The organism is Streptacidiphilus sp. EB129 (assembly GCF_041262645.1).
Lineage (GTDB): Bacteria > Actinomycetota > Actinomycetes > Streptomycetales > Streptomycetaceae > Streptacidiphilus.
Genome location: NZ_JBGCCS010000004.1, coordinates 188,806 through 214,387, shown reverse-complemented (window position 1 = coordinate 214,387; position 25,582 = coordinate 188,806). Strand labels below are relative to the sequence as shown.

Genomic DNA, 25,582 nt, shown 5'->3' with positions numbered 1-25,582 from the left:
GTAGGCGCAGCATCGGCGAGATGGCGCGCGGTTCCGGTCTGACCGTCAGCGCGCTGCGGTTCTACGACGGTGCCGGAATCCTCGTCCCCGAGTGGGTGGATCCCGCCAGCGGCTACCGCTGGTACGGATCCGGGCAACTCGCCGAGGCTCGACTGCTGGCACGGCTTCGCCGGGTCGGTATGCCGTTGGCCGACGTCCGGTTGGTCCTCGCGAGCTGGTCGGCCGCCGACACCGCACTGGTGCGGACGTTGCTGGACGCACACCTGCTGCGTCTGGAGGACGGTCTCGACGACGCCCGCCGGGAACTCTCCGCAGTCCGAGCCCTACTCGCTCTGAGGGAGACCCCCGTGTCACACCTGACCACCGATACGACGACGCGACGCCTGTCGCTGGATTCGTCCGCGCTCGCCGCCGCTCTGGACGCCGTGCGCTTCGCCGTCAGCACCGACCCCCAACTGCCGATGCTCGCCGGCGTTCTCTTCGACGCCGACCCGGAGGGTCAGCTGCTGCGCCTGGTCGCGACGGACCGCTACCGTCTCGCCACCGCGCAGGCGCCGTTCCAGTGCCCCAGCGAGGAGGCGGAGCACGCGGCGGCGCAGGTTCTCGTCCCCACGCCGCTGGTCGACGCGGCCCGCGCGGTTCTCGGCGGCGACGGGCCGGTGACCGTCACCCTGGGCGACGGCCGGATCTCCGTCGAGACCGCCGACGGCCAGGTGGCCGGCCCGGGCGCGGACCACGACTTCCCCGACTACCGGCGGCTGACCCGCCTCGCCGCCGACGGCCGCCGACGGATCACCGTGGACGTCTCCGCGCTGCGGACGGCGCTGGCCACCGGCCCGACCCGGGCCTCCCGGCGCGAGCAGGACGGCGTGGACGCCGACGTCTCCGTGCTGTCCCTGGCCCCGGACGGCACCCTCACCGTCGAGGCGGCCGACCCGGGGCCGGAGCCACGCCAGGACCAGGTTCCGGCCGACGGGCGCGACCGCGAACTGATCGGCGTGAACCGGGAGTTCCTGCTTGAGGCGATGGCCGTCACGGCCCGCGACCAGCTGATTCTCGAACTCGGCGGCCCGATCGCCCCGCTGGCCATCCGGCTCCCCGAACACGAGGACGTGGCCTCCCTGTTGATGCCGGTGCGGCTGCGCGACTGACCCTCCTGGATCCCGTCCCGCCCCGGGACGTACCGTCGATCGCCGTCCGTGGCTCCGCCCGCGCCGATCCTCGGAAGCGTCGGCACCGTGCTGTCGGTGCCCGGTGGTACGTTCCGCTGCAGTGGGAGAACCGGCTTCGGAAGGGAATCTGCAGGTGGCGGCGCGGATGGCGGTGGTGGCGGACCAGGACGGCCCTGGCGGGCGGCTGCAGCCGCTCGGCGAGGACGGCGAACCGCTGGGCGGGCCGGTGCGGGTCCGCGATCTCGCCGCCGCCGTGGCCGAGCGGGAGGCGGCGGAACGCCCGCGCTGGGTCTGGACCGCGACCGACGAGGTGTACGGACGGCTGCTGCCCGCGCTGCCGCCCGGCCGCCTCGCCCGCTGCCATGACGTCAAGCTGGTCGAGCCGCTGCTGCTTGGCCAGGAGGACCGCTACGGTCAGCCGCGTTCACTCGGCGCCGCCTGGGCCCGACTGCGCGGCCTGCCCGTACCGGCCGACCTGCCGGAGAGTCATGCGGACGCCGACGGGGACCAGGACACCCTGTTCGCGCCGGACCGCAGTCGACTCCCCCCGGGCACCGACCCGCTCGCCGCGCTGGTCGAGGTGCACGCCTCACAGCAGCGCCGGATCGCCGCCACCGCCGAGCCCGCGCGGACCCGGCTGCTGTGCGCCGCCGAGTCGGCGGGCGGGCTGGTCGCCGCCGAGATGGGCTACGACGGTCTGCCCTGGAGCGCCGCCGAGCACGACGCGCTGCTCGTCGAGCTGCTCGGCCCGCGCCCGCGCGGTGGCGCGCAGCCCGCGAAGCTGGCGGCACTGGCGGCCGAGCTGCAGCAGGCGCTCGGCGGCCGGCCACTGAACCCGGACTCCCCGGCGCAGGTCGTACGCGCCTTCGCCGAACAGGGCGTCAGCCTCAGCTCGACCCGCAACTGGGTGCTGCGTGAGGTCGACCATCCGGCCGCGCCGCTGCTGCTGCGCTACAAGGAGCTGTCGCGGATCCACGCCGCGCACGGCTGGGCCTGGCGCGAAACCTGGGCGCGGGACGGCCGCTTCCGCCCGGAGTACGTGGTCGGCGGGGTGGTGTCGGGACGCTGGGCCAGCCGCGGCGGCGGCGCGTTGCAGATCCCGCGCATCCTGCGGGCCGCGGTGGTCGCCGATCCCGGCTGGCTGCTGGTGGTCGCGGACGCCGGTCAGCTGGAGCCGCGGGTCCTCGCCGCACTGTCCGGCGACCCGGGCATGATCCGCGCGGGCGCGCAGGGCGATCTCTATGCCGGGCTGGCGGCGGACGCGTTCAAGGGCGACCGTGCCCGCGCCAAGCTCGGCCTGCTCGGCGCCATGTACGGGCAGACCAGCGGCGAGACCGGCCAGCTGGTGGCGGTGCTGCGGCGGCGCTTCCCGCAGGCGATGGGACTGGTGGAGGCGGCGGCGCGGACCGGCGAGTCCGGGGGCGTGGTGCACTCGCGGCTGGGACGGGTCTGCCCGCCCCCCTCGGCGCGCTGGCTGGACCTCACCGAGGGTGTGGCGGCCGCGGCCGCGGGCGGCCTGGACGACGGTGCCACCGACGGCGACAGCAGCGACCGTGCCGCGCGGGACGCCCGCTCGCGCGGCCGGTTCACCCGCAACTTCGTGATCCAGGCCAGCGCCGCCGACTGGGCGCTGGCGCTGATCGCCGCACTGCGGCGGCGCCTGTCCGAGATCCCCGTCACCGTCCCGGGCGACCACCCGCGCCTGGTGTTCTTCCAGCACGACGAGGTGATCGTGCACACCCCCGCACAACTCGCGGACGCGGTGCGGGAGGCCGTGGCCGCCGCCGGGGAGGAGGCGCGGCGGCTGGTGTTCGGCGACACCCCCGTGCACTTCCCGTTGGACACCCACGCGGCCGAGAGCTACCTCGACGCCAAGGGCGGATCCGACGATGCCGAAGCCGAGGACGACGAGGAGGCCGAGGACCGGTCGGGCTGACCGCTCGTCAGCGCGGCGCCCCCGTGCGGCCGTCAGTCCCCGGTGGCGAGTGCGAGACGCCACAGGCCCGGGAAGTGGCGCTCCACCTCGTCCCGGCGCAGCCGGTTGACCCGGCGGGCGCCCTCGTCCCGCTGCTCGACCAGGCCGGCCTCGCGCAGCACCGTGAAGTGGTGGCTCAGCCCGGCCTTGCCGACCGGGACGTCGAAGGAGCCGCAGGCGCGGGACCAGTCCTCGCTGCCGGCCAGCTGCCGGACGATGGCCAGCCGGACCGGGTCGGCCAGAGCGGCGAAGACAGTCTCGACCGGCACGTCCCGGGGGTCGCTGTGCTGCGGCGACGCACGATGGCCCATCACACTCTCCCTGCTGACCGCCTGTCGACACTGTGAAGCGTTCGACGCTTGAAGTGTTCGACGCTTGAAGCGTTCGATGAGATGCGTACACTCATGAATCAGTTCGCAATTCATCGAACACTCTACCTGTGGGGGCAGTGATGCGTGCAGTCGTCGTCGAGGAGCTCGGCGGACCGGAAGCCCTGAGCCTGCGCGAGGTGGACGAGCCCGCACCCGGGCCCGGGCAGGTCACCGTGGACGTGGCCTACGCGGGGGTCAACTTCGCCGACGTCCTGAGCCGCTCACAGGGCTACCGGGTGACCGCGCTGCCGTTCGTCCCCGGCCTTGAGGTGTCCGGACGGGTCCGTGCCCTGGGTGCGGGTGTGACCGGGTTCGAGGTCGGCCAGCCGGTCGCCGCGATGCTCGACCGGGGCGGGTACGCGGACGTCGTCGTGGCCGACACGTTCCGCACCTTCGCCGTCCCGGCCGGCCCGGACGGCGTCGACCTGCGGGCGGCCGCCGCGCTGACGACCGTGCTGGCCACCGCCTACGCCCTGATCCACCACGCCGGCCGGCTCCAGCCGGGCGAGAGCGTCCTGGTCCAGGGGGCGTCCGGCGGTGTCGGGATCGCCACCGGGCAGGTTGCCCGGCTGGCCGGGGCGGGCAGGGTCTACGGCGTGGTCTCGCACCCGGACAAGGCCAAGCCCGCGCTGGAGTTCGGCTACGACGAGGTGTTCGTCGGCGACGACTTCGACCGGCAGCTCGCCGAAGCCACCGGCGGGCGCGGCGTGGACCTCGCCCTCGACCCGGTCGGCGGCGAGGTCTGGCAGCGCAGCGTGGCCTCGCTGGCCCGCTACGGCCGTGCCGTCTCGTACGGGAACGCCGGCGGCGCCGAGCCGTGGTCGATGGCCTTCGGCGATCTGGCCCCCAAGGCGGTGTCGGTGTCCGCGTTCAGCATCCTCGGCCTGTCCGCCGCCGAGCCGCAGCGGCTCCGCGAACTCGCCGAGGAGTCGCTGCGGCTCGCCGCCGAGCACGGCATCCGGCTCCCCGTCAGCGCCGAGTTCCCGCTCACGGAGGCCGCCGAGGCGCACCGCCTGGTGGAGAGCCGCAGCAGCACCGGCAAGCTACTGCTCCGCGTCGAGGCCTGACCCTCGCAGCAGGTCCGGGCGGTGAGGCGGGGCGGGCAGGGGGCGGACCCTGGCCAGGGCCGGATCAGGCAACGGGGCGGGCCGAGGCCGGGGCAGGGCCGGGCCGTGAGGCGGGCCGAGGCAGGGGGCGATACTGCTGGGGTGCTGACCACCGACCGCCTGCAGTTGCAGTTCGCCACGCCCGACGCCGCGCGGGCCCTCGGCCATGGACCGGGCGAGTGGCGGTGGCTCGGCGGTGGGCCCGGCACCGGGACCCGGGAGCTGGCGGGGATCGTGGTCCGGGCCGCCGAGGTGGGCTGGCACCGGCCGCCGTGGGGGCTGTACGTCGCGGTCCGGCAGGCCGACGGGCTCGCCGTCGGCAGCGTGGGCTTCCACGGTCCGCCGGCCACCGACGGCAGCGTCGAGGTCGGTTACGACCTGGTGCCCGGCGCGCGTGGCGCCGGCTATGCCACCGAGGCGGTGCTGGCGCTGGTCGGCTTCGCCTTCACCCACCCCGCCGTGCGCACCGTGCTGGCACTGACCACCCCGGACAACACCGCCTCGCAGCGGGTGCTGGCCCGGGCCGGATTCAGCCTCGACGGCGAGGAGCCGGACCGGGTGCGCCGATATCGGGTCGACAGGTGAGGGGGACCGTTGCGTAGGCTGGGACGCGCAATGGGTACCCCGCTGAGCTCCTCCGCCGTCGACTCCTCCGCAGTCGCCCCCCTCCTCTCCCCGGCCGACGCCGCACCCGCCGACGGCACGCCGTCCGACGGTGCGACCTCCGACCGCGCCGACGGCGTCGCCCGCGCGCGCCGCGCACGCGGGAGGCGCTCCCGCGACGGCGGCCGCCCCCCGCGCGGCAACCCGCGCCAGGGAGCCCCGGATGCGGGCCCGAACGCCCCGGCTGATGCGAGCGCCGACGCGAACCCGAACGCCATCCCGGACCCGAGCACCACGACGGACCCGAGCACCAGCACGGACCCCGATGCCCGGGCCACGGCCGAGGACGGAGCGGGCCCTGCAGCCGCCCCCACCACGGACGGCGCCCGCGGCGACTCCCGCCGACGGTCCCGCTCCGGGACGGCCCGCGGCGCCGGGACGGACACCCGGTCCGCCGACGGCGCCGCCGACGTCCGCGGCCTCGCCGCCCGGCTGCCGGGACTGAGCCTGCGCGACGAGGAGCGGCTGGGCCGCCGGCTCGAAGGTCTCCGCAAGATCCGCGAGCCGGAGAAGCGCGAGCGGACCCAGGCCGCCGTCGCCGCCGAGATCGACGCCGCCGAGCTGCGGCTGGAGCAGCGCCGCGCCGCCGTCCCGGTCCCGACGTATCCGGAGTCGCTGCCGGTCAGCGCCCGCCGGGCGGACATTCTTGAGGCGATCCGGGACCACCAGGTCGTGATCATCGCGGGCGAGACGGGCTCCGGAAAGACCACCCAGATCCCCAAGATCTGCCTGGAACTCGGCCGCGGCGTCCGCGGTCTGATCGGCCACACCCAGCCCCGTCGGATCGCCGCCCGCACCGTCGCCGAGCGGGTCGCCGAGGAACTGCGGACCGAGCTGGGCTCGACCGTCGGCTGGAAGGTCCGCTTCACCGACCAGGTCGGCCCGGAGACCGCGGTCAAGGTCATGACGGACGGCATCCTGCTCGCCGAGATCCAGAACGACCGGCTGCTGCGCCAGTACGACACTCTGATCATCGACGAGGCGCACGAGCGCAGCCTCAACATCGACTTCATCCTCGGCTACCTCAAGCAGCTGCTGCCCAAGCGCCCCGATCTCAAGCTGGTGATCACCTCCGCGACCATCGACCCGGAGCGCTTCGCCCGCCACTTCGCCGACCCCCGTACCGGCACCGAGGCACCGATCATCGAGGTCTCCGGCCGTACCTTCCCGGTCGAGGTGCGGTACCGGCCGATCAACGAGGAGCCCGAGGACGACGAGGACGCCCCCGGCGGCGACCAGGACCGCGACCAGGTGCAGGCGATCTGCGACGCCGTGGACGAGCTGAGCCGCGAGGGCCAGGGCGACATCCTGGTGTTCCTGTCCGGCGAACGGGAGATCCGCGACACCGCCGACGCCCTGGAGCGGCTGAACCTGCGCTTCACCGAGGTCGTCCCGCTCTACGCCCGGCTCTCCTCGGCCGAGCAGCACCGCGTCTTCCAGCCGCACAACGGCCGCCGGATCGTCCTGGCGACCAACGTCGCCGAGACCTCGCTGACCGTGCCGGGCATCCGCTACGTCATTGACCCCGGCACCGCCCGGATCTCCCGCTACAGCCATCGCACCAAGGTGCAGCGGTTGCCCATCGAGGCGGTCTCGCAGGCCAGCGCCAACCAGCGCAAGGGCCGCTGCGGCCGTACCTCGGACGGCATCTGCATCCGGCTGTTCTCGGAGGAGGACTTCCTCTCCCGTCCCGAGTTCACCGACCCGGAGATCCTGCGCACCAACCTGGCCTCGGTCATCCTGCAGATGACCGCCGCAGGGCTCGGCGACATCGCCGCCTTCCCTTTCCTGGAGCCACCGGACCGCCGCAACATCAAGGACGGCGTGGACCTGCTCCAGGAGCTGGGCGCGCTGGACACCACCCCCGGCGAGCGGAAGGTCAACCGGCTCACCCCCGTCGGCCGCAAGCTGTCGGCACTCCCGGTCGACCCGCGGCTGGCCCGGATGGTGCTGGAGGCCGAGCAGCACGGCGTGGTCCGCGAGGTCATGGTCATCACCGCGGCGCTCTCCATCCAGGACCCGCGCGAGCGTCCGGTCGAGAAGCGGGCCCACGCCGACCAGTTGCACGCCCGCTTCACCGACCCGACCTCGGACTTCCTCACCTACCTGAACCTCTGGCGGTATCTGAAGGAGCAGCAGAAGGCGCTGTCCTCCAGCCAGTTCCGCCGGATGTGCAAGTCGGAGTTCCTCAACTACCTGCGGATACGCGAGTGGCAGGACATCGACGCACAGCTGCGGCAGGTGGCCAAGTCCCTGGACATCGCCGTCGGCCACCCCGCCGACGAGGTGGACGGCGACGCGGTGCACCGCTCGATGCTGGCCGGGCTGCTGTCGCACATCGGCCTCAAGGACGAGGAGAAGCAGGAGTACTTCGGCGCCCGCAGCGCCAAGTTCGCCATCTTCCCCGGCTCGGCGCTCGCCTCGGGCGGCCGCGGCAAGAAGTCCCCGCGCTGGGTCATCGCCGCCGAACTGGTCGAGACCTCGCGGCTGTGGGCCCGGATCGCCGCCAAGGTCGAGCCGGAGTGGATCGAGGAACAGGGCGCGCACCTGCTCAAGCGCAGCTACAGCGAACCGCACTGGGAGAAGGACCGCGGCCAGGTCGTGGCCTTCGAGAAGGTCACCCTCTACGGTGTCACCCTGGTCGCCCAGCGCAGGGTGGGCTACGGGTCGATCGATCCCGAGCTGTCCCGCGAGCTGTTCATCCGCAGGGCCCTGGTCGAGGGCGAGTGGCGGACCCACCACCGCTTCTTCCACGACAACCGCAAGCTGCTGGACGAGGTCGAGGAACTGGAGAACCGGGCCCGGCGCCGCGACATCCTGGTGGACGAGGAGACCCTGTTCGACTTCTACGACCAGCGGATCGCCTCGGACGTGGTCTCCGGAGCGCACTTCGACAGCTGGTGGAAGAAGACCCACCGGACCCGCCCCGACCTGCTCACCTTCACCCCCGACCTGCTGGTCAACGACAACGCCGCCACCGTCACCGAACGCGACTACCCCTCCGTCTGGCGGCAGGGCGGCATCGAGCTCCCGCTCACCTACCAGTTCGAACCCGGCGCGGCAGCGGACGGCGTGACCGTCCACATCCCGCTCACCCTGCTCAACCAGATCCGGCCGAGCGGCTTCGACTGGCAGATCCCGGGCCTGCGCGAGGATCTGGTGACCGCGCTGATCCGCTCGCTGCCCAAGGCGCTGCGCCGCAACTTCGTACCGGCCCCGGACTACGCCAAGCGCCTGATGGCGGGGCTGGCGACGGCCGACCCGGACGACAAGCCGCTGGTCGAGCTGCTCGAATGGCAGCTGCACAACCTGCGCGGCATCCCGGTCCCCCGCGACAGCTGGAACTACGACGCCGTCCCCGACCACCTGCGGATCACCTTCCGCGTGGTGGACGAGCGCGACCGGCAGCTGGGCGAGTCCAAGGACCTGGAGGCCCTCAAGCTGGATCTCAGGGCCCGTACCCAGGCCGCCATCGCCGAGGCGGCCGGCGGCCTGGAGAAGCGCGGGCTCACGGACTGGACGATCGGCGAACTCCCGCACGCCTTCGCCCAGAAGCGCGGCGCACAGACCGTCAAGGGCTACCCGGCACTGGTCGACGACGGCGACTCGGTCTCGGTGCGGCTGCTCGACACCCCGCGCGCCCAGCAGCGCGCGATGGTCGCGGGTACCCGGCGGCTGCTGCTGCTCGGCGTCAGCTCGCCGGTGAACGCGATCCAGTCGCGGCTGGGCAACGGGGCGAAGCTGGCCCTGGCCGCCAACCCGCACGGCAGCACCGAGGCCCTGTTCGCCGACTGCCTCACCGCGGCCGCGGACCGGCTGATCACCGACGCCGGCGGCCCGGCCTGGGACGAGGCCTCCTACACCCGGCTGCGCGACACGGTCCGCGCCGACCTGTACGAGGTGACGGCGGACACGGTGGTCAAGGTCGCCAACATCCTCGCGGTCAACCACCGGGTCGGCGAGCGCCTGAAGACCATCAGCAACAGCCTGGCGGTGCTGACCGGCCTGACCGACGTCCGGGCCCAGCTCGCCGAACTGATCCATCCCGGGTTCGTGGCCGACACCACCCAGCGCCGGCTGCCGGACCTGCTGCGCTACCTCAAGGCGGTCGAACGGCGCCTGGTCAAGCTGCCGGAGGACCCGCACCGCGACCGCGACCGCACCGGCGCGATCATCCGGATGAAGGACGCCTACGCGGACCTGCTCGACTCCCTGCCGGCGGACCGGCGGGACGAGGAGGCCGTGGTCCAGATCCGCTGGATGATCGAGGAACTGCGGGTCAGCCTCTGGGCCCAGCCCCTGGGCACCCCGTACGCGGTGTCCGAGCAGCGCATCCTCCGCGCCATCGAGGCCCTCGGCTAGCGGGCTGACGGGGACGGCCCCGCTCCGGTCAGCCCTGCTGTTCGAGGACCGGCCGGAGTCTGGTCAGCAGTTCGAACAGCACCGCCCGCTCGTCGTCGCTGAGCAGGTCCAGCGCCTGGTGGGTGGCCTGCATGTCGTCCCGCACGGCGCGGATCGCGGCCTGGCCCTGCTCCGTGGCCACCACGATCTTGATCCGGCGGTCGGTCGGGCTGACCTCCCGGCGCACCAGGCCGTGCCCCTCCAGCCGGTCGACCAGACCGGTCACATTGGAGGCGTCGCAGACCAGCTGCTCGGCGATGGCACGCATCGGCAGCGGCTTGCGGACCAGTACCGCCAGCGCCTTGGCCTGCACCGATGTCAGCCCGTGGCGGCCGGCGACGGCGGCGAAGTCCTGGTAGTAGGCGGCTCCGATCGCGGCGAACTCGTCGATCAGCTGCGCTTTGCTGGGCGAGGTGGTAAGGCTCATGGTTCCATCATACGTCGATCACTTGACATCATCAATAATCAAGGTCACCAGATAACGTCGGCGGGGAACAGGGGGAACCTGATCGCTCCTCACCGCGTCACACCAGCAGACGTGCCGGGCCGCCGAGGGTCCGGTCCGCGACAGGGGGAACCGCGATGTCACAGGAGACCTGGTACTCCGGCGCTCCGGCGCAGCCACTTCCGACGCCAGCGGCGCCACAGGCGCAGCCGATGCCGATGCCGATGTCACAGCAGCCGCCGCAGCCGGCGGACGCCGCCGCCCGGCGCCGGGTCGCGTGGTTCGCGGCGCTCTCGGTGCTGCTGGTGCTGGCCACGATCGGCGGCGGACTGGTGCTGTGGCTGGCGCCCGGGGCCAGCGCCGCCGGAGGCTGCGGCGGAGGCTGAACGGGGCTGCCACAACCGTCGGACCGGTCCCTGCTGGGGCGTCAGCCCTGACGCCCCAGCAGGTAGGGCAGCCGCTCGCCGAGGAACCGGCGCGGGAACTCGTCCCGCAGCCGCCACAGCCCGGCGTCGACCACGAAGTGCGCCATCACCATGCCCAGGTACGCCCCGTACACGGCCCGGACCGGGCCGGTGCCGGTGTGCAGGTGGGAGGCGAGGTTGAGGCCCAGGCCCAGGAACAGCCCGATGTTGAGCAGGACCGCGAGCGAGAGCAGCCGGACCTGGATCTGCTCCTGCCGCTGACGGCGGGCCGCCCCGCCCGCGACCAGGCCGACGATCAGCAGGTACTGGTATCCGTGTGCGGCGGTGAGTCCGGCAACGGCCGCATAGGGCGAGGTGAACAGGAACACCGGCAGGAAGAACGCCAGCGCGGTGAGGTAGATCCCGCTGACGGCCGCAGGACGCTCCGGCGCGGGGCGGCGCAGCCACTGCACCGCCCCGTACCCGGCGGCCAGCGCGTAGCCGCCGGCGGCGACCGGGAACAGCGTCCCGAGCCGGGGCGCTTCGGTCAGTTGCAGCAGCGCGGGGTGGCTGAGCAGGCCCAGGGTGCCGGCCAGTCCGGTCGCGGTGATGGCCCGTCGTTCACCCGGTCGCAGCGGTCCGCAGCGGTAGGCGCTGGACGCGAGCGCGGCCAGGCCCAGGTTCTGCTTCTGGAAGTGGAAGAACTGCCAGCCGAAGAAGGCCAGCAGCAGCAGTGCGAAGGGCCGTTGCGGCACGACGGCGGCCAGCAGCGCCATCACCGCCACCAGGGCGACCGGGGCGACCAGGTAGCGGCCGGGGCTGGCCCGCAGATGGCGTCGCACCTGCGGGACGGTGTAGAACCAGCCGGTGCTGGCGACGTGGACGGAGGAGCCGAGGAACAGCAGTCCGCCGAGGGCCGGGCCGGGCGCGGTGGCGTCGCCGGCGGGCGCGAGCAGCACCGCGCCGACCAGCGAGCCGAGGGTGAGCAGCAGCGTGCCGACCAGCCAGACCCCACGCAGGGCGGTGCGCCGCACGGGATCTGACGGACGCGCAGGGGGCGGCGGTATGGACGGGCTCGGTACTGCGGCTGCTGGCGGCATCGCGCCAGCATAGGCCGGGTTCGCGCCGACGGTTCCGCCCGCCCGGGCCACCCGGTGGCCGCCCCTGAACCGGGGCGGGCGGAGCCTATCCCAACTCCCGGCCCCGGTAAGCGGCGGGTAAGAGCAGCCGGCCGTCGCCGCCCGTTCACTTCATCGCGGCGGCCGGTACACCTCGGCCCACTACTCATAACGCGAGCAGCGCGATCGCCGGCACCGCCGCCGTACCGCAGCACCAGCGCACACCGGCGTGCGCCTCCGCCCCGTACACCAGTTCCCAGGAGAGCCCATCGTGACTCGTCGTTCCCTTCGTCTGGCCGCCGTCCTCGGCACCACCGGCCTCCTCGGCGGGGCGGTGCTCGCGCAGGCCAGCGCCGCGCCCGTGGCCGCCGCGAACGCCGCGGCCCACCGCGCGGCCGCCAAGCACGTCCTGCTGGTCTCGGTCGACGGTCTGCACCAGAGCGACCTGACCTGGTACATCGCCAAGCACCCGGTGTCGGCGCTGGCCAAGCTGGTGCACGGCGGTGTCGAGTACACCAACGCGAAGACGACCACGCCCTCGGACAGCTTCCCGGGCATGGTCGCCCAGGCCACCGGCGGCGGCCCGGGCACCACCGGCGTCTACTACGACGACACCTACAACGCGGCGCTGCTGCCGGCCGGCACCACGAACTGCAAGGGCGTCAAGCCCGGCGTCGAGGTGGACCTGACCGAGGACCTGGACCTCAACAAGGCGTCCATCGACGCCGGCCAGGGCCTGCAGAACCTGCCGGGCAGCATCCTGAAGATGACCGGCGACCCCACCAAGCTGATCGACCCGAGCAAGCTCCCGGTCGACCCGAAGACCTGCAAGCCGGTCTACCCGCACTCCTACCTCCAGGTGAACACCATCTTCGAGGTGGCCCGCCAGGCCGGTCTGCGGACCGCGTGGTCGGACAAGCACGCGGCCTACGACATCCTGAACGGCCCCTCCGGCACCGGCATCCAGGACCTGTTCACGCCGGAGATCAACTCCGACGCGCTCGGCTACCCGGCCGGCAACGACTGGACCACCGACAACAAGGCCACCCAGCAGTACGACAGCTACAAGGTGCAGGCCGTTCTCAACGAGATCGACGGCTACGACCACAGCCGCAGCCAGAAGGTCGGCACCCCGGCCATCTTCGGCCTGAACTTCCAGTCGGTCTCCACCGCCCAGAAGCTCACCGCCTCCGAGGGCCTGAAGGGCGGCTACACCGCAACCGGCGTGCCCGGCCCGCTGCTGCAGAAGAACCTGGACTACATCAACGCCCAGATCGGCGCGCTGACGGCGGAGATCCGCAAGCAGCACCTGGACAAGAGCACCACGATCATCCTGTCGGCGAAGCACGGCCAGTCCCCGACCGACCCGACCGCGCTCACCCGGATCGACGACGGCCCGCTGCTGGACGGCCTGAACGCCGCCTGGAAGAAGCTGCACCCGCAGGCCGGTGACCTGGTCGCGCACGCGGTCGACGACGACGGCATGCTGATCTGGCTCAACGACCGCTCCAAGGCCGCCACCGACTTCGCCAAGAACTACCTGCTGGCACAGAGCGGCACCGGCACGGACATCGACGCCAAGCCGAAGTCGTTCACCCACGGCGGTCTGACCACCGTGTACGCGGGTGCCGCCGCCGCCAGGTACTTCGGCGTCAAGCCCGGTGACGCGCGCGTCCCGGACATCTTCGGCATCGCCCAGTACGGCGTGGTCTACACCGGCGGCACCTCCAAGGTCGCCGAGCACGGCGGCGCCCACGCCGACGACCTCGACGTGCCGCTGGTGGTCTCCGGCGCCGGCACCCCGGGCCAGGTCCGCGACGCCGCCACCGTGCACACCACCCAGATCGCCCCGACCATCCTGGCGCTGCTCGGCCTGAACCCGAACCAGCTGCAGGCGGTCCGCGAGGAGGGCACCCGCACCCTCCCGGTGCGCTGACCCGCCATCACCCGATCAGCCGCAGCACCCGATCACCCGCAGCACCCGATCGGACCCCTGCCGGGCGCGGAACCTCACCACGGTTCCGCGCCCGGCGCGGTCCGCGGCGCCGGGTCGCGTGCCAGCAGCAGCAGCGCCGCGTCGTCCCGCAGCGCACCGCCGGCATGCCGCACCAGATCGGCGTAGACCCGGGCCACCGCCTCGTCCAGGTCGCGGCCGGCCGAGGTCACCAGCGCCGGCGCGCGCTCCGCGAGCGGGTAGAAGGCGCCCTCCACCGGCGTGCCCCGGGGGTGCCGGAGCGAACGGGAGCGCATCAGCCGGGGGCGCGCCTCCACCACCCCGTCCGTGCAGAGCAGCAGCACGTCCCCGGGCCGGAAGGGCACGCGCCACGCCAGCGGCACGCCCTCGGCCAGATGGGCGAGGCCGAGCGGCACCCAGGGGTCGGGCGGGTCCAGCACCACCGCCGTCCCGTCCGGCGAGATCCGCAGCGGCGCGACATGGCCGCAGTGCACCAGCTCGACCGTCCGGGGTTCACCGAAGCCGACCAGCAGGGCCGTGGTGAACTCCCCCGACGGCACATGCCGCAGCACGCTGGCCTCCAGCCGGCGGGCGACGCCGACCAGGTCGCGTTCGTCGTAGGCGGCCTCGCGAAAGGCGCCGAGGACCACTGCCGCGGTGTGCACCGCGCCGAGTCCCTTGCCGCGCACGTCGCCGATGATGGCCCGCACTCCGTACGGGGTGTCCAGGACGCCGTAGAGGTCGCCGCCGATCTTGGCGGAGTCCGCCGCCGACACGTAGCGGGCCGCCAGCCGGATGTCACCGACCGTCGGCTCCGGTGGGCGCAGCAGCGCCAGCTGGGCGGCCTCGGCGACGGTGCTGACCGCCACCAGGTGCCTGGTGCGCACCACCCGCAGCCGGCTGATCATCGCGCTGGCCGCGGTCAGCGCCACATAGGAGATCAACGTGCCGTAGTAGAGCCGGGTGTCGTAGGGCTCGTCCATCCCGTCGTACCGGCTCAGACCGATCAGCAGCAGTATCCCCACGGTGCTGGCGGCCAGGAGCTCCAGGGGGTACAGGGTGAGCGCGGCCAGCGGCGGGACGACGGACATCAGTGAGGCGAGGTAGGTGTTCGGACCGGAGGCGACGTCCAGGACGGAGACGAAGCCCATCGCCGCGACCGGCGGCAGCAGCCGGGTCAGCAGCGGCGCCTTGAGCAGCGCGGCCCCGTCCGCGGGTACGGGGGTCGCCTGGTACTTCTGCCGCTCCCTCACATCAGCGAATCTATCGGACCGACCCATAAGCGACACATCCATGCCATCCTCATCCGATCATGCGAAATACGGATGAACCGATCAGCACGGGGACCCCGCCGCCGTGGACCATAGCCGGCCGCCGCCGGCTATTCCCGACGGTCCCGTGGCCCATCTCACCCCCGTCAAGGCCTACCTACGATGGCGTAGGTCACTTCATACAGTGAAGTATTTTCACCATGGCTGCGCAGACAGGTATCTCCGACCTCACCTCCTACACAGCCCTCGGGGACAGCTTCACCGAGGGCCTCAACGATCCCGACCCGCACGGCGGTTACGCCGGATGGGCGGACCGGCTGGCCCGTCTCCTCGCGGAGCGCCGCCCGCGCACCGACAGCGGCCACTACGACTTCCGCTACGCCAACCTCGCGGTACGCGGACGACTGCTGGACCAGATCACCGCCGAACAGGTGCCCGAGGTCCGGAGGATGCAGCCGGACCTGGTCAGCTTCACCGCCGGCGGCAACGACATCCTGCGGCCCGGCAGCGACCCGGACGAGGTCGCCGAGCGCTTCGAGGCCGCCGTCGTGCAGTTGCGCGAATCCGCCGGAACCGTTCTGATCTGCACCGGCTTCGACACCCGCGACACTCCGGTGCTCAAGCACCTGCGCGGCAAGATCGCGACCTACAACGCCCATCTGCGCGCCATCGCCGACCGCAACGACCTGGCCGTGGCCGACATCTGGGCGCTGCGCGCGGTCCGCGACCGGCAGGCCTGGAGCGACGACCGGCTGCACCTGTCCCCGGAGGGTCACCAGCGGATCGCCCTGCTCGCCGCCCGCGCCCTGGGCGTGGCCACCACCGAGGACCCGGCCGCGCCCTGGCCGGCCGCCCCCGTGCACACCCCGGCGGAGCTGCGCCGGGAGAACCTGCACTGGGCGCGTGAGCACCTGCTGCCCTGGGTCGGCCGGCGGCTGCGCGGCGAGTCCTCCGGTGACGCGGTCGAGGCCAAGCGCCCGGACCTGACGCCGCTGTAACCCGTCCGCCCGGCCGCCCGGGCGCCTCGCGTTCCCGGCACCCCGTCGGGCCGCCCCCCCCCCCCGGGGGGGGGCGGCGGCGGGTGCCGGGGCGAAGCGGCCTCACTGGGTGCTCCGGTGGTTTCGCGGGGGGTGGCAGGGGGTGAACCCTCCCATACGTCGCCGCGCCCCCCCCCCCCCCCGTCCCCCCGCGCCCCCCCGCCCCCCCCCCCGCGGGGGCCCCGGGGGCCCCCGCCCCCCCGCCCCCCCCCCCCCCGGCCGGGGGGGGGCCCGACGGCGTTTCCCGGGGCGAAGCGGCATCAGTGGGTACTCCTGTGATTACGCTCTGTATCGCAGGTGGTCAACCATCCCATCCGTCGCCTCGGCCCCGAGCGAGCAGAAATACCCCCTAGGGGTATGCTGTTGTCATCATCGAGAGCACACCGAACCATCCCTCCTGGAGGAAGTCATGTCCACCGCCGTCTTCACCGTCTCCGGCATGAGCTGCGGCCACTGCGAGAAGTCGATCAGCGAGGAGATCGGCTCACTCCCCGGGGTCACCCAGGTCAGCGCGGACGCCAAGGCCGGCACCGTGGCCGTGACCTCGGAGCAGCCGCTGAACGACGAGGCCGTCCGGGCCGCCGTCGACGAGGCCGGCTACCAGCTGGTCGGGCGGGCCTAGCCGGCCGCGCCGCCCCGGCGGCCGGGACCGGCTCCGGCCCTCCGGACCGACGGCTCCGCCCGCGGACACCGACCCGGCAGGCGGAGCCGTCCCCCGGCCCCTTTTCGACAGCATGAGGAGCAGCAGCATGAGCACCACGACCCCCGGCATAGAGGCGTCCGCGGCCCGCGTGGAGCTGGCCATCGGTGGCATGACCTGTGCCTCCTGCGCCGCCAGGATCGAGAAGAAGCTCAACCGGATGGACGGGGTCGTGGCCACCGTCAACTACGCCACCGAGAAGGCCAGCGTCAGCTACCAGGTCGGCGTCAGCGTGGACGACCTGATCGCGACCGTCGAGCGCACCGGCTACACCGCCGCGCCGCCGCCACCCGCGCGGGACCCGCTGACCCCGCCGGCGGACGCCGCCGACGGCGCGGGCCCCGAGGGCGACGCGGCGGACGGCGACCTGGCGGGGCTGCGCCAACGCCTGCTGGTCACCCTGGTGCTCAGCGTGCCGGTGGTGCTGATGGCGATGGTCCCGGCGTTCCAGTTCCGGGACTGGCAGTGGCTGTCCTTCGCCCTGACCGGCCCGGTGGTGGTCTACGGCGGGCTGCCGTTCCACCGCGCGGCCTGGACCAATCTGCGGCACGGCGCGGCCACCATGGACACCCTGGTCTCCCTGGGCACCCTGGCCGCCTTCGGCTGGTCGACCTGGGCACTGTTCCTCGGTACGGCCGGGATGCCCGGGATGACCCACCCGTTCAGCTTCTCGCTGAGCGACGCCGCCGACGCCTCGTCCACCCTCTACCTGGAGACCGCCGCCGGGGTCACCGCCCTGATCCTGCTCGGCCGCTACCTGGAGGCCCGCGCCAAGCGCCGGGCCGGGGCGGCCCTGCGCGCACTGCTCTCACTGGGGGCCAAGGACGCCACCGTGCTGCGTGACGGCCGCGAGATCCGGGTCCCGGTCTCGGCGCTGGTACTGGGCGACCGCTTCGTGGTCCGGCCCGGTGAGAAGATCGCCGCCGACGGAGTCGTGCTGGAGGGCAGCTCCGCCGTGGACACCTCACTGCTCACCGGCGAGTCCGTGCCCACCGAGGTGGGCCCGGGTGACACGGTCACCGGAGCCACCGTCAACTCCGGTGGCCGGCTGGTGGTGGAGGCGACCGGGGTCGGTGCGGACACCCAACTGGCCAGGATGGCACGGCTGGTCGAGCAGGCCCAGAGCGGCAAGGCCGCCGCGCAGCGGCTGGCCGACCGGATCTCGGCGGTGTTCGTCCCGGTGGTCCTGCTCATCTCCCTGGGCACCCTGCTGGTCTGGCTGTTCGTCAACGGCAGCGCGGCCGAGGCCTTCACCGCGGCCGTCGCGGTACTGATCATCGCCTGCCCCTGCGCCCTCGGCCTGGCCACGCCCACCGCGCTCCTGGTGGGCACCGGGCGCGGCGCCCAGCTGGGCATTCTGATCAAGGGCCCGGAGGTGCTGGAGTCGACCCGCGCGGTGGACACCGTGGTGCTGGACAAGACCGGCACGGTGACCACCGGTCAGATGGCGCTGCAGTCCGTGCACACCGCCCCCGGGGTCACCGAGGAACAGGCGCTGCGGCTTGCCGGTGCGCTGGAGTACGCCTCCGAGCACCCCGTCGGCCGCGCCGTGGCCGAGGCCGCCGCCGCAGCCGTCGGCGAGCTGCCCGCCGTCGCGGACTTCACCGCCGTCCCGGGACGGGGGGTGCAGGGCGTCGTGGACGGGCATGCGGTGATCGCGGGCCGCGAGCAGTTCCTGGCCGACCGGGCCCAGCACCTGGGCGAGCCGCTGGCGGAGGCCAAGCGGGCGGCCGAACGTGCGGGCCGCACCGCCGTCGTGGTGGGCTGGGACGGCGCCGTCCGGGCCGTGCTGGTGGTCGCCGACGGCATCCGTCCGACGAGCGCCGAGGCGGTCCGCCGGCTGCGCGCCCTGGGGCTCACCCCGGTCCTGCTGACCGGGGACAACCGGGCGGCGGCGGCGAGCGTCGCGGCACAGGTCGGCATCGACCCGGAGCAGGTCTTCGCGGAGGTGCTGCCGGAGGACAAGGTCTCGGTGGTCCGCCGGTTGCAGTCCGGGGGCCGTACCGTCGCCATGGTCGGCGACGGGGTGAACGACGCCGCCGCGCTGGCGCAGGCCGACCTAGGTCTGGCCATGGGCACCGGTACCGACGCGGCGATGGAGGCGGCCGACCTCACCCTGGTCCGCGGCGACCTGAACGCCGCCGCAGACGCGATCCAACTGTCCCGCCGAACCCTGGCGACCATCAGGGGGAACCTGTTCTGGGCCTTCGGCTACAACGTGGCGGCACTGCCGCTGGCGGCGTTCGGCCTGCTCAACCCCATGATCGCGGGTGCGGCGATGGCCTTCTCCTCGCTGTTCGTGGTGAGCAACAGCCTTCGGTTGCGACGCTTCCGTACCGGGCACTGAACCTGCCACCCTGTGTAGGGGGCACCCAACACGGCGCAGTGAGATGGGAGTCACAGGAGGCAACCGTAACTTCCTGGCCCCTGTTGTGTGTTACAACACGTGAGCCAGGGGCTCACAATGCCCTTGGGGCACAAGGACCGGGGTTCCGGCGGACCCCGTGTCGGCCACCGTCGCTGGGCGGCCGACAGCGCACGGCGCGGCGGCAGGGATGGGGGTTGAGCGGCCTCTCCCCGAAAGCCGCGCCGTGCGCACCACGCGACACCGGCAGGGGCGCCCGGCGGCGCCCCTGCCGAGGTGTCAGCGCTCGTCGAGCGGAACGTAGTCGCGGATCTCGACGCCGGTGTAGATCTGGCGCGGGCGGCCGATCTTGTTGCTCGGGTCGGTGATCATCTCCTGCCAGTGGGCGATCCAGCCCGGCAGCCGGCCGAGCGCGAACAGCACGGTGAACATGCTGGTCGGGAAGCCCATGGCGCGGTAGATCAGGCCGGTGTAGAAGTCCACGTTGGGGTAGAGCTTGCGGGAGACGAAGTAGTCGTCGGTGAGCGCGTGCTCCTCCAGCTTGAGCGCGATGTCCAGCAGCTCGTCGGCCTTGCCCAGCTGGGACAGCACGTCGTGCGCGGCGCTCTTGATGATCTGGGCGCGCGGGTCGAAGCTCTTGTAGACGCGGTGACCGAAGCCCATGAGCTTCACGCCGTCCTCGCGGTTCTTCACCTTGCGGATGAACGCGTCGACGTCACCGCCGTCCGCCTGGATCTTCGTCAGCATCTCCAGCACGGCCTGGTTGGCGCCGCCGTGCAGCGGGCCCCAGAGCGCGTTGATGCCTGCCGAGATGCTGGCGAACAGGTTCGCCTGCGAGGAGCCGACCAGGCGCACGGTGGAGGTGGAGCAGTTCTGCTCGTGGTCCGCGTGCAGGATCAGCAGCTTCTCCAGGGCGCTGACCACGACGGGGTTGAGCTCGTAGTCCTCGGCCGGGACGGCGAAGGTCATCCGCAGGAAGTTCTCGACGTAGCCGAGGTCGTTGCGCGGGTAGACGAACGGGTGGCCCTGCGCCTTTTTGAAGGCGTAGGCCGCTATGGTCGGCAGCTTGGCGATCAGGCGCACCGCGGAGAGGTTGCGCTGCTCGGCGTCGAAGGGGTTGTGGCTGTCCTGGTAGAACGTGGACAGCGCGCTGACGACCGAGGAGAGCATCGCCATCGGGTGCGCGTCACGCGGGAAGCCCTGGAAGAAGCGCTTGATGTCCTCGTGCAGCAGCGTGTGCTGGGAGATCTCGTGCTGAAAGCCGCTCAGCTCGTCGGCGTTCGGCAGCGACCCGTTGATCAGCAGGTACGCGGACTCCAGGAAGGTGCCCTGCTCCGCGAGTTGCTCGATCGGGTAGCCGCGGTAGCGCAGGATGCCCTGGTCGCCGTCGATGTAGGTGATCGCCGATTTGCAGGCCGCGGTGTTGCCGAAGCCGTTGTCCAGCGTGGTCAAGCCGGTCTGGCTGAGCAGCTTCGAGATGTCGAAGCCTGCGTTGCCGACGGTGGCCTCGACCACCGGGTACGCGTACTCGTTGCCCTGGTAGCCGAGTACTACTGAGTTGTCGCTCACGTCTTCCCTCACCAGCGAAATGAACCTCTTCAAGGGGGTGCCCTGACTCTGTACCACTTTCCTCCATTTGCTGAACAGACCTGCAGCCGGGGTGGGCGTAAAGAGCCGGGCTCTACAAAGAACCGACCTTCGAGCATTCACTTCTTGACAGGCAGATCAGCCGCTCCTGAGTCTATGGTCGACAGCCGTATGCCTGCGACCTGCGGAAACGGCGCGCACAGCCTGACCGAGCGCACGGCGCGATCCCACCAGCACCACCAACTTCTTGGCCCGCGTCACCGCCGTGTAGAGCAGGTTCCGTTGGAGCATCATCCAGGCGCTGGTGGTGACCGGAATCACCACACAGGGATACTCACTCCCCTGCGACCGGTGGATGGTCACAGCGTAGGCATGGGCCAGCTCATCCAGCTCGTCGAATTCGTACGGGACCTCCTCGTCCTCGTCGGTGAGCACCGTGAGCCGCTGCTCCTCCAGGTTGAGCGCGGTCACTACGCCGACGGTGCCGTTGAAGACCCCGTTGGCCCCCTTCTCGTAGTTGTTGCGGATCTGGGTGACCTTGTCGCCGACCCGGAAGGTGCGCCCGCCGAAGCGGCGCTCGGGCAGGTCCGGGCGGGCCGGCGTGACCGCCGCCTGGAGCAGTGCGTTGAGGTTGCCGGCCCCGGCCGGGCCCCGGTGCATCGGAGCCAGCACCTGGATGTCCCGGCGCGGGTCGAGGCCGAAGCGGGCCGGGATCCGGCGGGCCACCACGTCCACGGTGAGTCCGGCCGCCAGCTCGGTGTCCTCCTCGGGGAACAGGAAGAAGTCGGCCAGGCCGTCGGTGATCGGCGGAACGCCCTCGTTGATCCGGTGCGCGTTGGTGACCACGCCGGACTGCTGGGCCTGACGGAAGATCCGGGTCAGCCGCACCGCGGGGACCGGACTGCCGGGAGCGAGCAGGTCCCGCAGCACCTCGCCGGCGCCGACCGAGGGCAGCTGGTCCACATCGCCGACCAGCAGCAGGTGCGCCCCCGGCGGGACCGCCTTGGCCAGCTTGTTCGCCAGCAGCAGGTCCAGCATCGAGGCCTCGTCCACCACCACCAGGTCGGCCTCCAGTGGCCGGTCCCGGTCGTAGGCGGCCTCACCGCCCGGCCTGAGCTCCAGCAGCCGGTGCACGGTGGAGGCCTCGCAGCCGGTCAGCTCGGCCAGCCGCTTGGCGGCCCGGCCGGTGGGAGCCGCCAGCACGATCTTCGCCTTGCGGGCCTTGGCCAGGGTCACGATGGAGCGGACCGTGAACGACTTGCCGCAGCCGGGGCCGCCGGTCAGCACCGCGACCTTCTCGGTCAGCGCCAGCCGGACCGACTGCTCCTGCTCGGGCGCGAGGTCCGCGCCGGTCTGCCCCCTGAGCCAGGTCAGCGCCCGGTCCCAGTCGACGTCGGCGAAGGCGGAGAGGCGGTCCTCCGGGGTGCGAAGCAGCCGCAGCAGCTGGCTCGCCAGCGAGATCTCGGCACGGTGGAACGGCACCAGGAAGATCGCGCTGAGCCGCTCCCCGGTGGCGGTCGCGGAGTGCTCCCCGGGCAGTTCCTCACGGACCACCCCCTCCTCGGCGACCAGCTCCGCCAGGCACTCGATGACCAGGCCGATCTCGACCGCGAGCAGCTTCACCGCGTCCGAGATCAGCTGTTCCTCCGGGAGGAAGCAGTGGCCCTGGTCGGCGGCCTGGGACAGCGCGTACTGCAGCCCGGCCTTGACCCGCTGCGGGCTGTCGTGCGGGATCCCGACCGCCTGGGCGATCCGGTCCGCGGTGAGGAAGCCGATGCCCCAGACGTCGGCGGCGAGCCGGTACGGCTCGCTCCGCACCACCGTGACCGAGCCGTCGCCGTACTTCTTGTAGATCCGGACCGCGAGCGAGGTGGACACCCCGACGCTCTGCAGGAAGATCATCACCTCCTTGATCGCCTTCTGCTCCTCCCAGGCCGCGGCGATCATGCCGGTCCGCTTGGGGCCCAGCTTGGGCACCTCGATCAGTCGCTCCGGCTCCCCCTCGATCACCTCCAGGGTCTCGGTGCCGAAGTGCGCCACGATGCGCTCGGCCAGCCGCGGGCCGATGCCCTTGATCAGCCCCGAACCCAGGTAGCGGCGGATGCCCTGCACCGTGGCCGGCAGCACGGTGGTGTAGTTCTCCACGGTGAACTGCTTGCCGTACTGGGGGTGGCTGCCCCAGCGCCCGTGCAGCCGCAGGCTCTCCCCCGGCTGGGCGCCCAGCAGCGCGCCGACCACGGTGAGCAGGTCGTTCGCCCCGCGCCCGGTGTCCACCCTGGCCACCGTGTAGCCGGTCTCCTCGTTGGAGTAGGTGATCCGCTCCAGCACCCCCTCGACCATCGCGAGTTGGCGCTGCGCCGCGGCCTGGGGCGGTGCGGTCGGCGATCCGGCGTCCACGGGCGTGCCTCCGTTCCGAAGAGGTGATGTCCGCACGCTATCGCCACGGTCCGACAGGTGGAGATCGGCGGGTCGGGGCATTATCGAACGCGATCGAAAACGACCGGATCAGATTGCTTTCGACCATCCGGCCCCATGGGCGCCGCATTGTCAGTGGGGCGCGCAAGACTGAGAACCGTCCACAAGGCAAGCCCGTCCCCACCACGCAGGAGTGCATCATGATCAGCACCTCCCCCGTCCCCGGTGCCCCGATCTGGCTGGACCTGGCCACCCCCGACACCGACGCCACCGCCGCCTTCTACACCGGCCTGTTCGGCTGGACGGCCCCCTCGGCCGGTCCGGACAGCGGCGGCTACGCCTTCTTCGAGCTCGACGGCAAGATGATCGGCGGCTTCGGCCCGCTGATGGAGCCCGGCGCCTCCCCGGCCTGGATCCCGTACTTCGCCACCACCGACGCCGACGCCTCCACCAAGGCCGTCGAGCAGGCCGGCGGGACGGTCCGGGTGCCGCCCATGGATGTGATGACCGAAGGCCGGATGGCCCAGTACACCGACCCGACCGGCGGCAAGTTCGCGGTCTGGCAGCCGGGGAACACCACCGGCTTCAAGGTCGCCAACGTCCCGGGCAGCCTCTCCTGGGTCGAGCTGCACACCACCGACGGCCCCGCCGCGATCGCCTTCTACAGATCCGCGCTCGGCTGGCACGTCCAGGAGATGCCGATGGGCGAGGGCATGGTCTACACCGTCCTCTCCCCCGGCGACCGCCAGGGCGACGACGACGGCTTCGGCGGCGTGATGGCGATGCCGGAGCTGCCCGAGGTGCTGTGGCGGCCGTACTTCGAGGTCGAGGACTGCGACGCGACGGTGGCCAAGGCGACGGCCCTCGGCGCCAAGGTCATCATGGAACCCGCGACCATGCCCGAGGTCGGCCGGATGGCCGAGCTGGTCGACCCGCACGGCGCGCGCTTCTCGGTGATCACCGGCGCGAGCCGCAGCTGACGGTCCGAACGGAGAGCCACCCCCGTGGTGGGAAGAGCGAGGGGTGGGGCACTGTTGTCGCTGAACGCCGGCAGCACGCCCCACCCTGTCGCACCGTCCACCCGTCGCACCACTCGTCCCGCCGCGGAGGCCACCGATGACCCTGTACGACATCCCGCTGCACACCCTCGCCGACCAGCCGACCAGCCTGAGCGCCTACAAGGGCAAGGCCGTGCTGCTGGTGAACGTCGCGTCCAAGTGCGGGCTGACGCCGCAGTACGCCGGCCTGGAGCGGCTGCAGCAGCAGTACGGCGAGCGTGGCTTCACCGTGCTCGGCGTGCCGTGCAACCAGTTCCTCGGCCAGGAGCCGGGCAGCGCCGAGGAGATCCAGACCTTCTGCTCCACCAGCTACGGGGTGACCTTCCCGCTGCTGGAGAAGATCGACGTCAACGGCGAGTCCCGGCACCCGCTGTATGCCGAGCTGACCCAGGTCGCGGACGCCGCCGGTGAGGCCGGCGACATCCAGTGGAACTTCGAGAAGTTCCTGATCTCGCCGGAGGGCGAGGTCGTCGGCCGGTTCCGCCCGCGCACCGAGCCGGAGGCGGCAGAGCTGGTGGCGGCGATCGAGGCGCAGCTGTCGGCCTGACCGGGGCCGAAGCGGCGGCGTGGCCCGGTCTAGGGTGGCGATCATGACTGATCACCTCTTCCGGCGGGCCACCCTCGACGACCTGCCCGCCATCGTGGCCCTGCTGGCCGAGGACTCCCTCGGTGTCGGCCGCGAGAGCCCGGACGACCTCGCTCCGTACCGGGCGGCCTTCGAGCGGCTGGCGGCCGATCCCAACCAGCTGCCGCTGGTCGCGGAACGGGCGGGCGAGGTCGTGGGCACGCTGCAGCTGACGCTGATCCCCGGCCTGTCGCGCCGAGGCGCGACCCGGACCGTCATCGAGGCGGTACGGGTCCGCTCCAGCGAACGGGGCAGCGGTCTGGGCACCCTGATGATCCAGCACGCGATCGAGGAGTCCCGGCGCCGGGGCGCCGCTCTCGTCCAGCTGACCTCGGACGCCAGCCGGGTGGACGCCCACCGCTTCTACGAGCGGCTGGGCTTCACCGGATCCCACATCGGCTACAAGCTCAGCCTTCGCTGACCGGCTCAGCCTTCGGCGGCCGCCGCGTCCGGCTCGACGTCGTTGCGCTGGACGCTGCCGGGGGTGCCGTTGTCGCGGTGCCACTCGGCGACCAGTTCGTCCTTGGCGCCGAAGCGCACCAGGTGGCGGCCGACGACGTCCTCCAGTCGGTCGAGGGTGCCGTCCTCGCCCTCGACGGCGAGCAGCAGCGCCCCGGGTTCGGCGGTGAGGGTGGCGCTGCCGGCCGAGAAGGTCAGCGCACCGCGCCCGGTCTCCTCGTCCCAGCTGCTCTCGACCTTGCGGCCGAGATGGGAGGTGAGCTGCTTGGCGTAGCGCTGCGGGCGGTCGGTGACGACACGGGCTTCGGATCGGGCCATGGCTGTCCTCCGTCGGAAAGAGCATGCGGGGCACGCTGACTTAGGACAGCCTAACTGAAAATATGAGCTTGGCTCCCTATTTTTTTCCGACCTGCCCGCGCTCGGGTCGCCCCGCTCCTCCTCACGCTCCCGCAGGGC

Annotated in this window: 20 protein-coding genes; 13 read left to right on the top strand and 7 right to left on the bottom strand. The window is 72.2% G+C overall.

Going from position 1 to position 25,582, the window contains the following annotated elements:
• Positions 1-20 precede the first annotated feature (20 nt).
• Positions 21-1,151, top strand: a complete 1,131-nt coding sequence (locus ABH925_RS07180) for a MerR family transcriptional regulator (RefSeq protein ID WP_370146374.1) — start codon at positions 21-23, stop codon at positions 1,149-1,151.
• Between the two features lie 166 nt (positions 1,152-1,317).
• Complete coding sequence (locus ABH925_RS07175; protein WP_370146373.1) at positions 1,318-3,108, top strand: bifunctional 3'-5' exonuclease/DNA polymerase; 1,791 nt, start codon at positions 1,318-1,320, stop codon at positions 3,106-3,108.
• 32 nt (positions 3,109-3,140) lie between these two features.
• On the opposite strand, the gene ABH925_RS07170 is transcribed toward ABH925_RS07175, so the two are convergent.
• The gene (locus tag ABH925_RS07170; protein ID WP_370146202.1) at positions 3,141-3,458 is read right to left on the bottom strand and encodes an ArsR/SmtB family transcription factor; all 318 of its coding nucleotides are present in this window, start codon (positions 3,456-3,458) and stop codon (positions 3,141-3,143) included.
• Positions 3,459-3,598: 140 nt separating this feature from the next.
• Here ABH925_RS07170 and ABH925_RS07165 point away from each other — a divergent pair, with 140 nt between their 5' ends.
• The 3 genes from ABH925_RS07165 (at position 3,599) to hrpA (ending at position 9,649) form a co-directional block, all read left to right on the top strand.
• Entirely contained in the window at positions 3,599-4,585 is a 987-nt protein-coding gene (locus ABH925_RS07165) for a zinc-binding alcohol dehydrogenase family protein (protein ID WP_370146201.1), read from the top strand.
• 141 nt (positions 4,586-4,726) lie between these two features.
• Positions 4,727-5,209, top strand: a complete 483-nt coding sequence (locus ABH925_RS07160; protein ID WP_370146199.1) for a GNAT family N-acetyltransferase — start codon at positions 4,727-4,729, stop codon at positions 5,207-5,209.
• Positions 5,210-5,239: 30 nt separating this feature from the next.
• A complete protein-coding gene (hrpA, locus tag ABH925_RS07155; protein ID WP_370146198.1) occupies positions 5,240-9,649 on the top strand; it encodes an ATP-dependent RNA helicase HrpA in 4,410 nt (1,469 codons plus the stop codon).
• Positions 9,650-9,677: 28 nt separating this feature from the next.
• Here the strand turns inward: hrpA and ABH925_RS07150 are convergent, their stop codons facing one another.
• Positions 9,678-10,115: a MarR family winged helix-turn-helix transcriptional regulator gene (locus ABH925_RS07150; RefSeq protein WP_370146197.1), complete on the bottom strand. Its 438-nt coding sequence runs from the start codon at positions 10,113-10,115 to the stop codon at positions 9,678-9,680.
• 242 nt (positions 10,116-10,357) lie between these two features.
• On the opposite strand from ABH925_RS07150, the gene ABH925_RS07145 reads away from it, so the two are divergent.
• The gene (locus tag ABH925_RS07145; RefSeq protein ID WP_370146196.1) at positions 10,358-10,519 is read left to right on the top strand and encodes a hypothetical protein; all 162 of its coding nucleotides are present in this window, start codon (positions 10,358-10,360) and stop codon (positions 10,517-10,519) included.
• Between the two features lie 41 nt (positions 10,520-10,560).
• On the opposite strand, the gene ABH925_RS07140 is transcribed toward ABH925_RS07145, so the two are convergent.
• Positions 10,561-11,571, bottom strand: coding sequence for a hypothetical protein (locus tag ABH925_RS07140; RefSeq protein ID WP_370146195.1), 1,011 nt, complete (start codon positions 11,569-11,571; stop codon positions 10,561-10,563).
• 355 nt (positions 11,572-11,926) lie between these two features.
• Between ABH925_RS07140 and ABH925_RS07135 the strand changes: the two genes are divergently transcribed.
• Positions 11,927-13,591, top strand: a complete 1,665-nt coding sequence (locus ABH925_RS07135) for an alkaline phosphatase family protein (RefSeq protein WP_370146194.1) — start codon at positions 11,927-11,929, stop codon at positions 13,589-13,591.
• 74 nt (positions 13,592-13,665) lie between these two features.
• Here ABH925_RS07135 and ABH925_RS07130 read toward each other — a convergent pair whose 3' ends face one another.
• The gene (locus ABH925_RS07130) at positions 13,666-14,862 is read right to left on the bottom strand and encodes a PP2C family protein-serine/threonine phosphatase (protein ID WP_370146193.1); all 1,197 of its coding nucleotides are present in this window, start codon (positions 14,860-14,862) and stop codon (positions 13,666-13,668) included.
• Positions 14,863-15,080: 218 nt separating this feature from the next.
• Between ABH925_RS07130 and ABH925_RS07125 the strand changes: the two genes are divergently transcribed.
• The 3 genes from ABH925_RS07125 (at position 15,081) to ABH925_RS07115 (ending at position 18,964) form a co-directional block, all read left to right on the top strand.
• On the top strand, positions 15,081-15,878 hold the full coding sequence (locus tag ABH925_RS07125; RefSeq protein WP_370146192.1) for an SGNH/GDSL hydrolase family protein: 798 nt from the start codon (positions 15,081-15,083) through the stop codon (positions 15,876-15,878).
• A 448-nt stretch (positions 15,879-16,326) separates the two neighbouring features.
• On the top strand, positions 16,327-16,539 hold the full coding sequence (locus ABH925_RS07120) for a heavy-metal-associated domain-containing protein (protein WP_370146191.1): 213 nt from the start codon (positions 16,327-16,329) through the stop codon (positions 16,537-16,539).
• Between the two features lie 127 nt (positions 16,540-16,666).
• Positions 16,667-18,964 (top strand): heavy metal translocating P-type ATPase, encoded by a 2,298-nt coding sequence (locus ABH925_RS07115; RefSeq protein WP_370146189.1) that lies wholly within the window; start codon positions 16,667-16,669, stop codon positions 18,962-18,964.
• 297 nt (positions 18,965-19,261) lie between these two features.
• Here ABH925_RS07115 and ABH925_RS07110 read toward each other — a convergent pair whose 3' ends face one another.
• A complete protein-coding gene (locus tag ABH925_RS07110; RefSeq protein ID WP_370146187.1) occupies positions 19,262-20,551 on the bottom strand; it encodes a citrate synthase in 1,290 nt (429 codons plus the stop codon).
• A gap of 156 nt (positions 20,552-20,707) precedes the next feature.
• A complete protein-coding gene (locus tag ABH925_RS07105; protein WP_370146372.1) occupies positions 20,708-22,909 on the bottom strand; it encodes an ATP-dependent RecD-like DNA helicase in 2,202 nt (733 codons plus the stop codon).
• Between the two features lie 275 nt (positions 22,910-23,184).
• Here ABH925_RS07105 and ABH925_RS07100 point away from each other — a divergent pair, with 275 nt between their 5' ends.
• The 3 genes from ABH925_RS07100 (at position 23,185) to ABH925_RS07090 (ending at position 25,088) form a co-directional block, all read left to right on the top strand.
• Positions 23,185-23,964 carry a VOC family protein gene (locus ABH925_RS07100; protein WP_370146184.1) on the top strand — a complete coding sequence of 260 codons (780 nt, stop codon included), beginning with the start codon at positions 23,185-23,187 and terminating at the stop codon, positions 23,962-23,964.
• Positions 23,965-24,100: 136 nt separating this feature from the next.
• Positions 24,101-24,589, top strand: coding sequence for a glutathione peroxidase (locus ABH925_RS07095; RefSeq protein ID WP_370146183.1), 489 nt, complete (start codon positions 24,101-24,103; stop codon positions 24,587-24,589).
• Between the two features lie 43 nt (positions 24,590-24,632).
• Positions 24,633-25,088: an N-acetyltransferase family protein gene (locus ABH925_RS07090; protein ID WP_370146182.1), complete on the top strand. Its 456-nt coding sequence runs from the start codon at positions 24,633-24,635 to the stop codon at positions 25,086-25,088.
• 5 nt (positions 25,089-25,093) lie between these two features.
• Here the strand turns inward: ABH925_RS07090 and ABH925_RS07085 are convergent, their stop codons facing one another.
• Entirely contained in the window at positions 25,094-25,444 is a 351-nt protein-coding gene (locus tag ABH925_RS07085; protein WP_370146180.1) for a DUF2218 domain-containing protein, read from the bottom strand.
• Positions 25,445-25,582 lie beyond the last annotated feature (138 nt).

Coding starts and splice junctions, on each gene's coding strand:
- ABH925_RS07180 (WP_370146374.1), top strand. CDS start 21: ATGGCGCGCGGTTCCGGTCTGACCGTCAGCGCGCTGCGGTTCTACGAC.
- ABH925_RS07175 (WP_370146373.1), top strand. CDS start 1,318: ATGGCGGTGGTGGCGGACCAGGACGGCCCTGGCGGGCGGCTGCAGCCG.
- ABH925_RS07170 (WP_370146202.1), bottom strand. CDS start 3,458: ATGGGCCATCGTGCGTCGCCGCAGCACAGCGACCCCCGGGACGTGCCG.
- ABH925_RS07165 (WP_370146201.1), top strand. CDS start 3,599: ATGCGTGCAGTCGTCGTCGAGGAGCTCGGCGGACCGGAAGCCCTGAGC.
- hrpA (WP_370146198.1), top strand. CDS start 5,240: ATGGGTACCCCGCTGAGCTCCTCCGCCGTCGACTCCTCCGCAGTCGCC.
- ABH925_RS07150 (WP_370146197.1), bottom strand. CDS start 10,115: ATGAGCCTTACCACCTCGCCCAGCAAAGCGCAGCTGATCGACGAGTTC.
- ABH925_RS07145 (WP_370146196.1), top strand. CDS start 10,358: ATGTCACAGCAGCCGCCGCAGCCGGCGGACGCCGCCGCCCGGCGCCGG.
- ABH925_RS07125 (WP_370146192.1), top strand. CDS start 15,081: ATGGCTGCGCAGACAGGTATCTCCGACCTCACCTCCTACACAGCCCTC.
- ABH925_RS07120 (WP_370146191.1), top strand. CDS start 16,327: ATGTCCACCGCCGTCTTCACCGTCTCCGGCATGAGCTGCGGCCACTGC.
- ABH925_RS07115 (WP_370146189.1), top strand. CDS start 16,667: ATGAGCACCACGACCCCCGGCATAGAGGCGTCCGCGGCCCGCGTGGAG.
- ABH925_RS07105 (WP_370146372.1), bottom strand. CDS start 22,909: ATGGTCGAGGGGGTGCTGGAGCGGATCACCTACTCCAACGAGGAGACC.
- ABH925_RS07100 (WP_370146184.1), top strand. CDS start 23,185: ATGATCAGCACCTCCCCCGTCCCCGGTGCCCCGATCTGGCTGGACCTG.
- ABH925_RS07095 (WP_370146183.1), top strand. CDS start 24,101: ATGACCCTGTACGACATCCCGCTGCACACCCTCGCCGACCAGCCGACC.
- ABH925_RS07090 (WP_370146182.1), top strand. CDS start 24,633: ATGACTGATCACCTCTTCCGGCGGGCCACCCTCGACGACCTGCCCGCC.
- ABH925_RS07085 (WP_370146180.1), bottom strand. CDS start 25,444: ATGGCCCGATCCGAAGCCCGTGTCGTCACCGACCGCCCGCAGCGCTAC.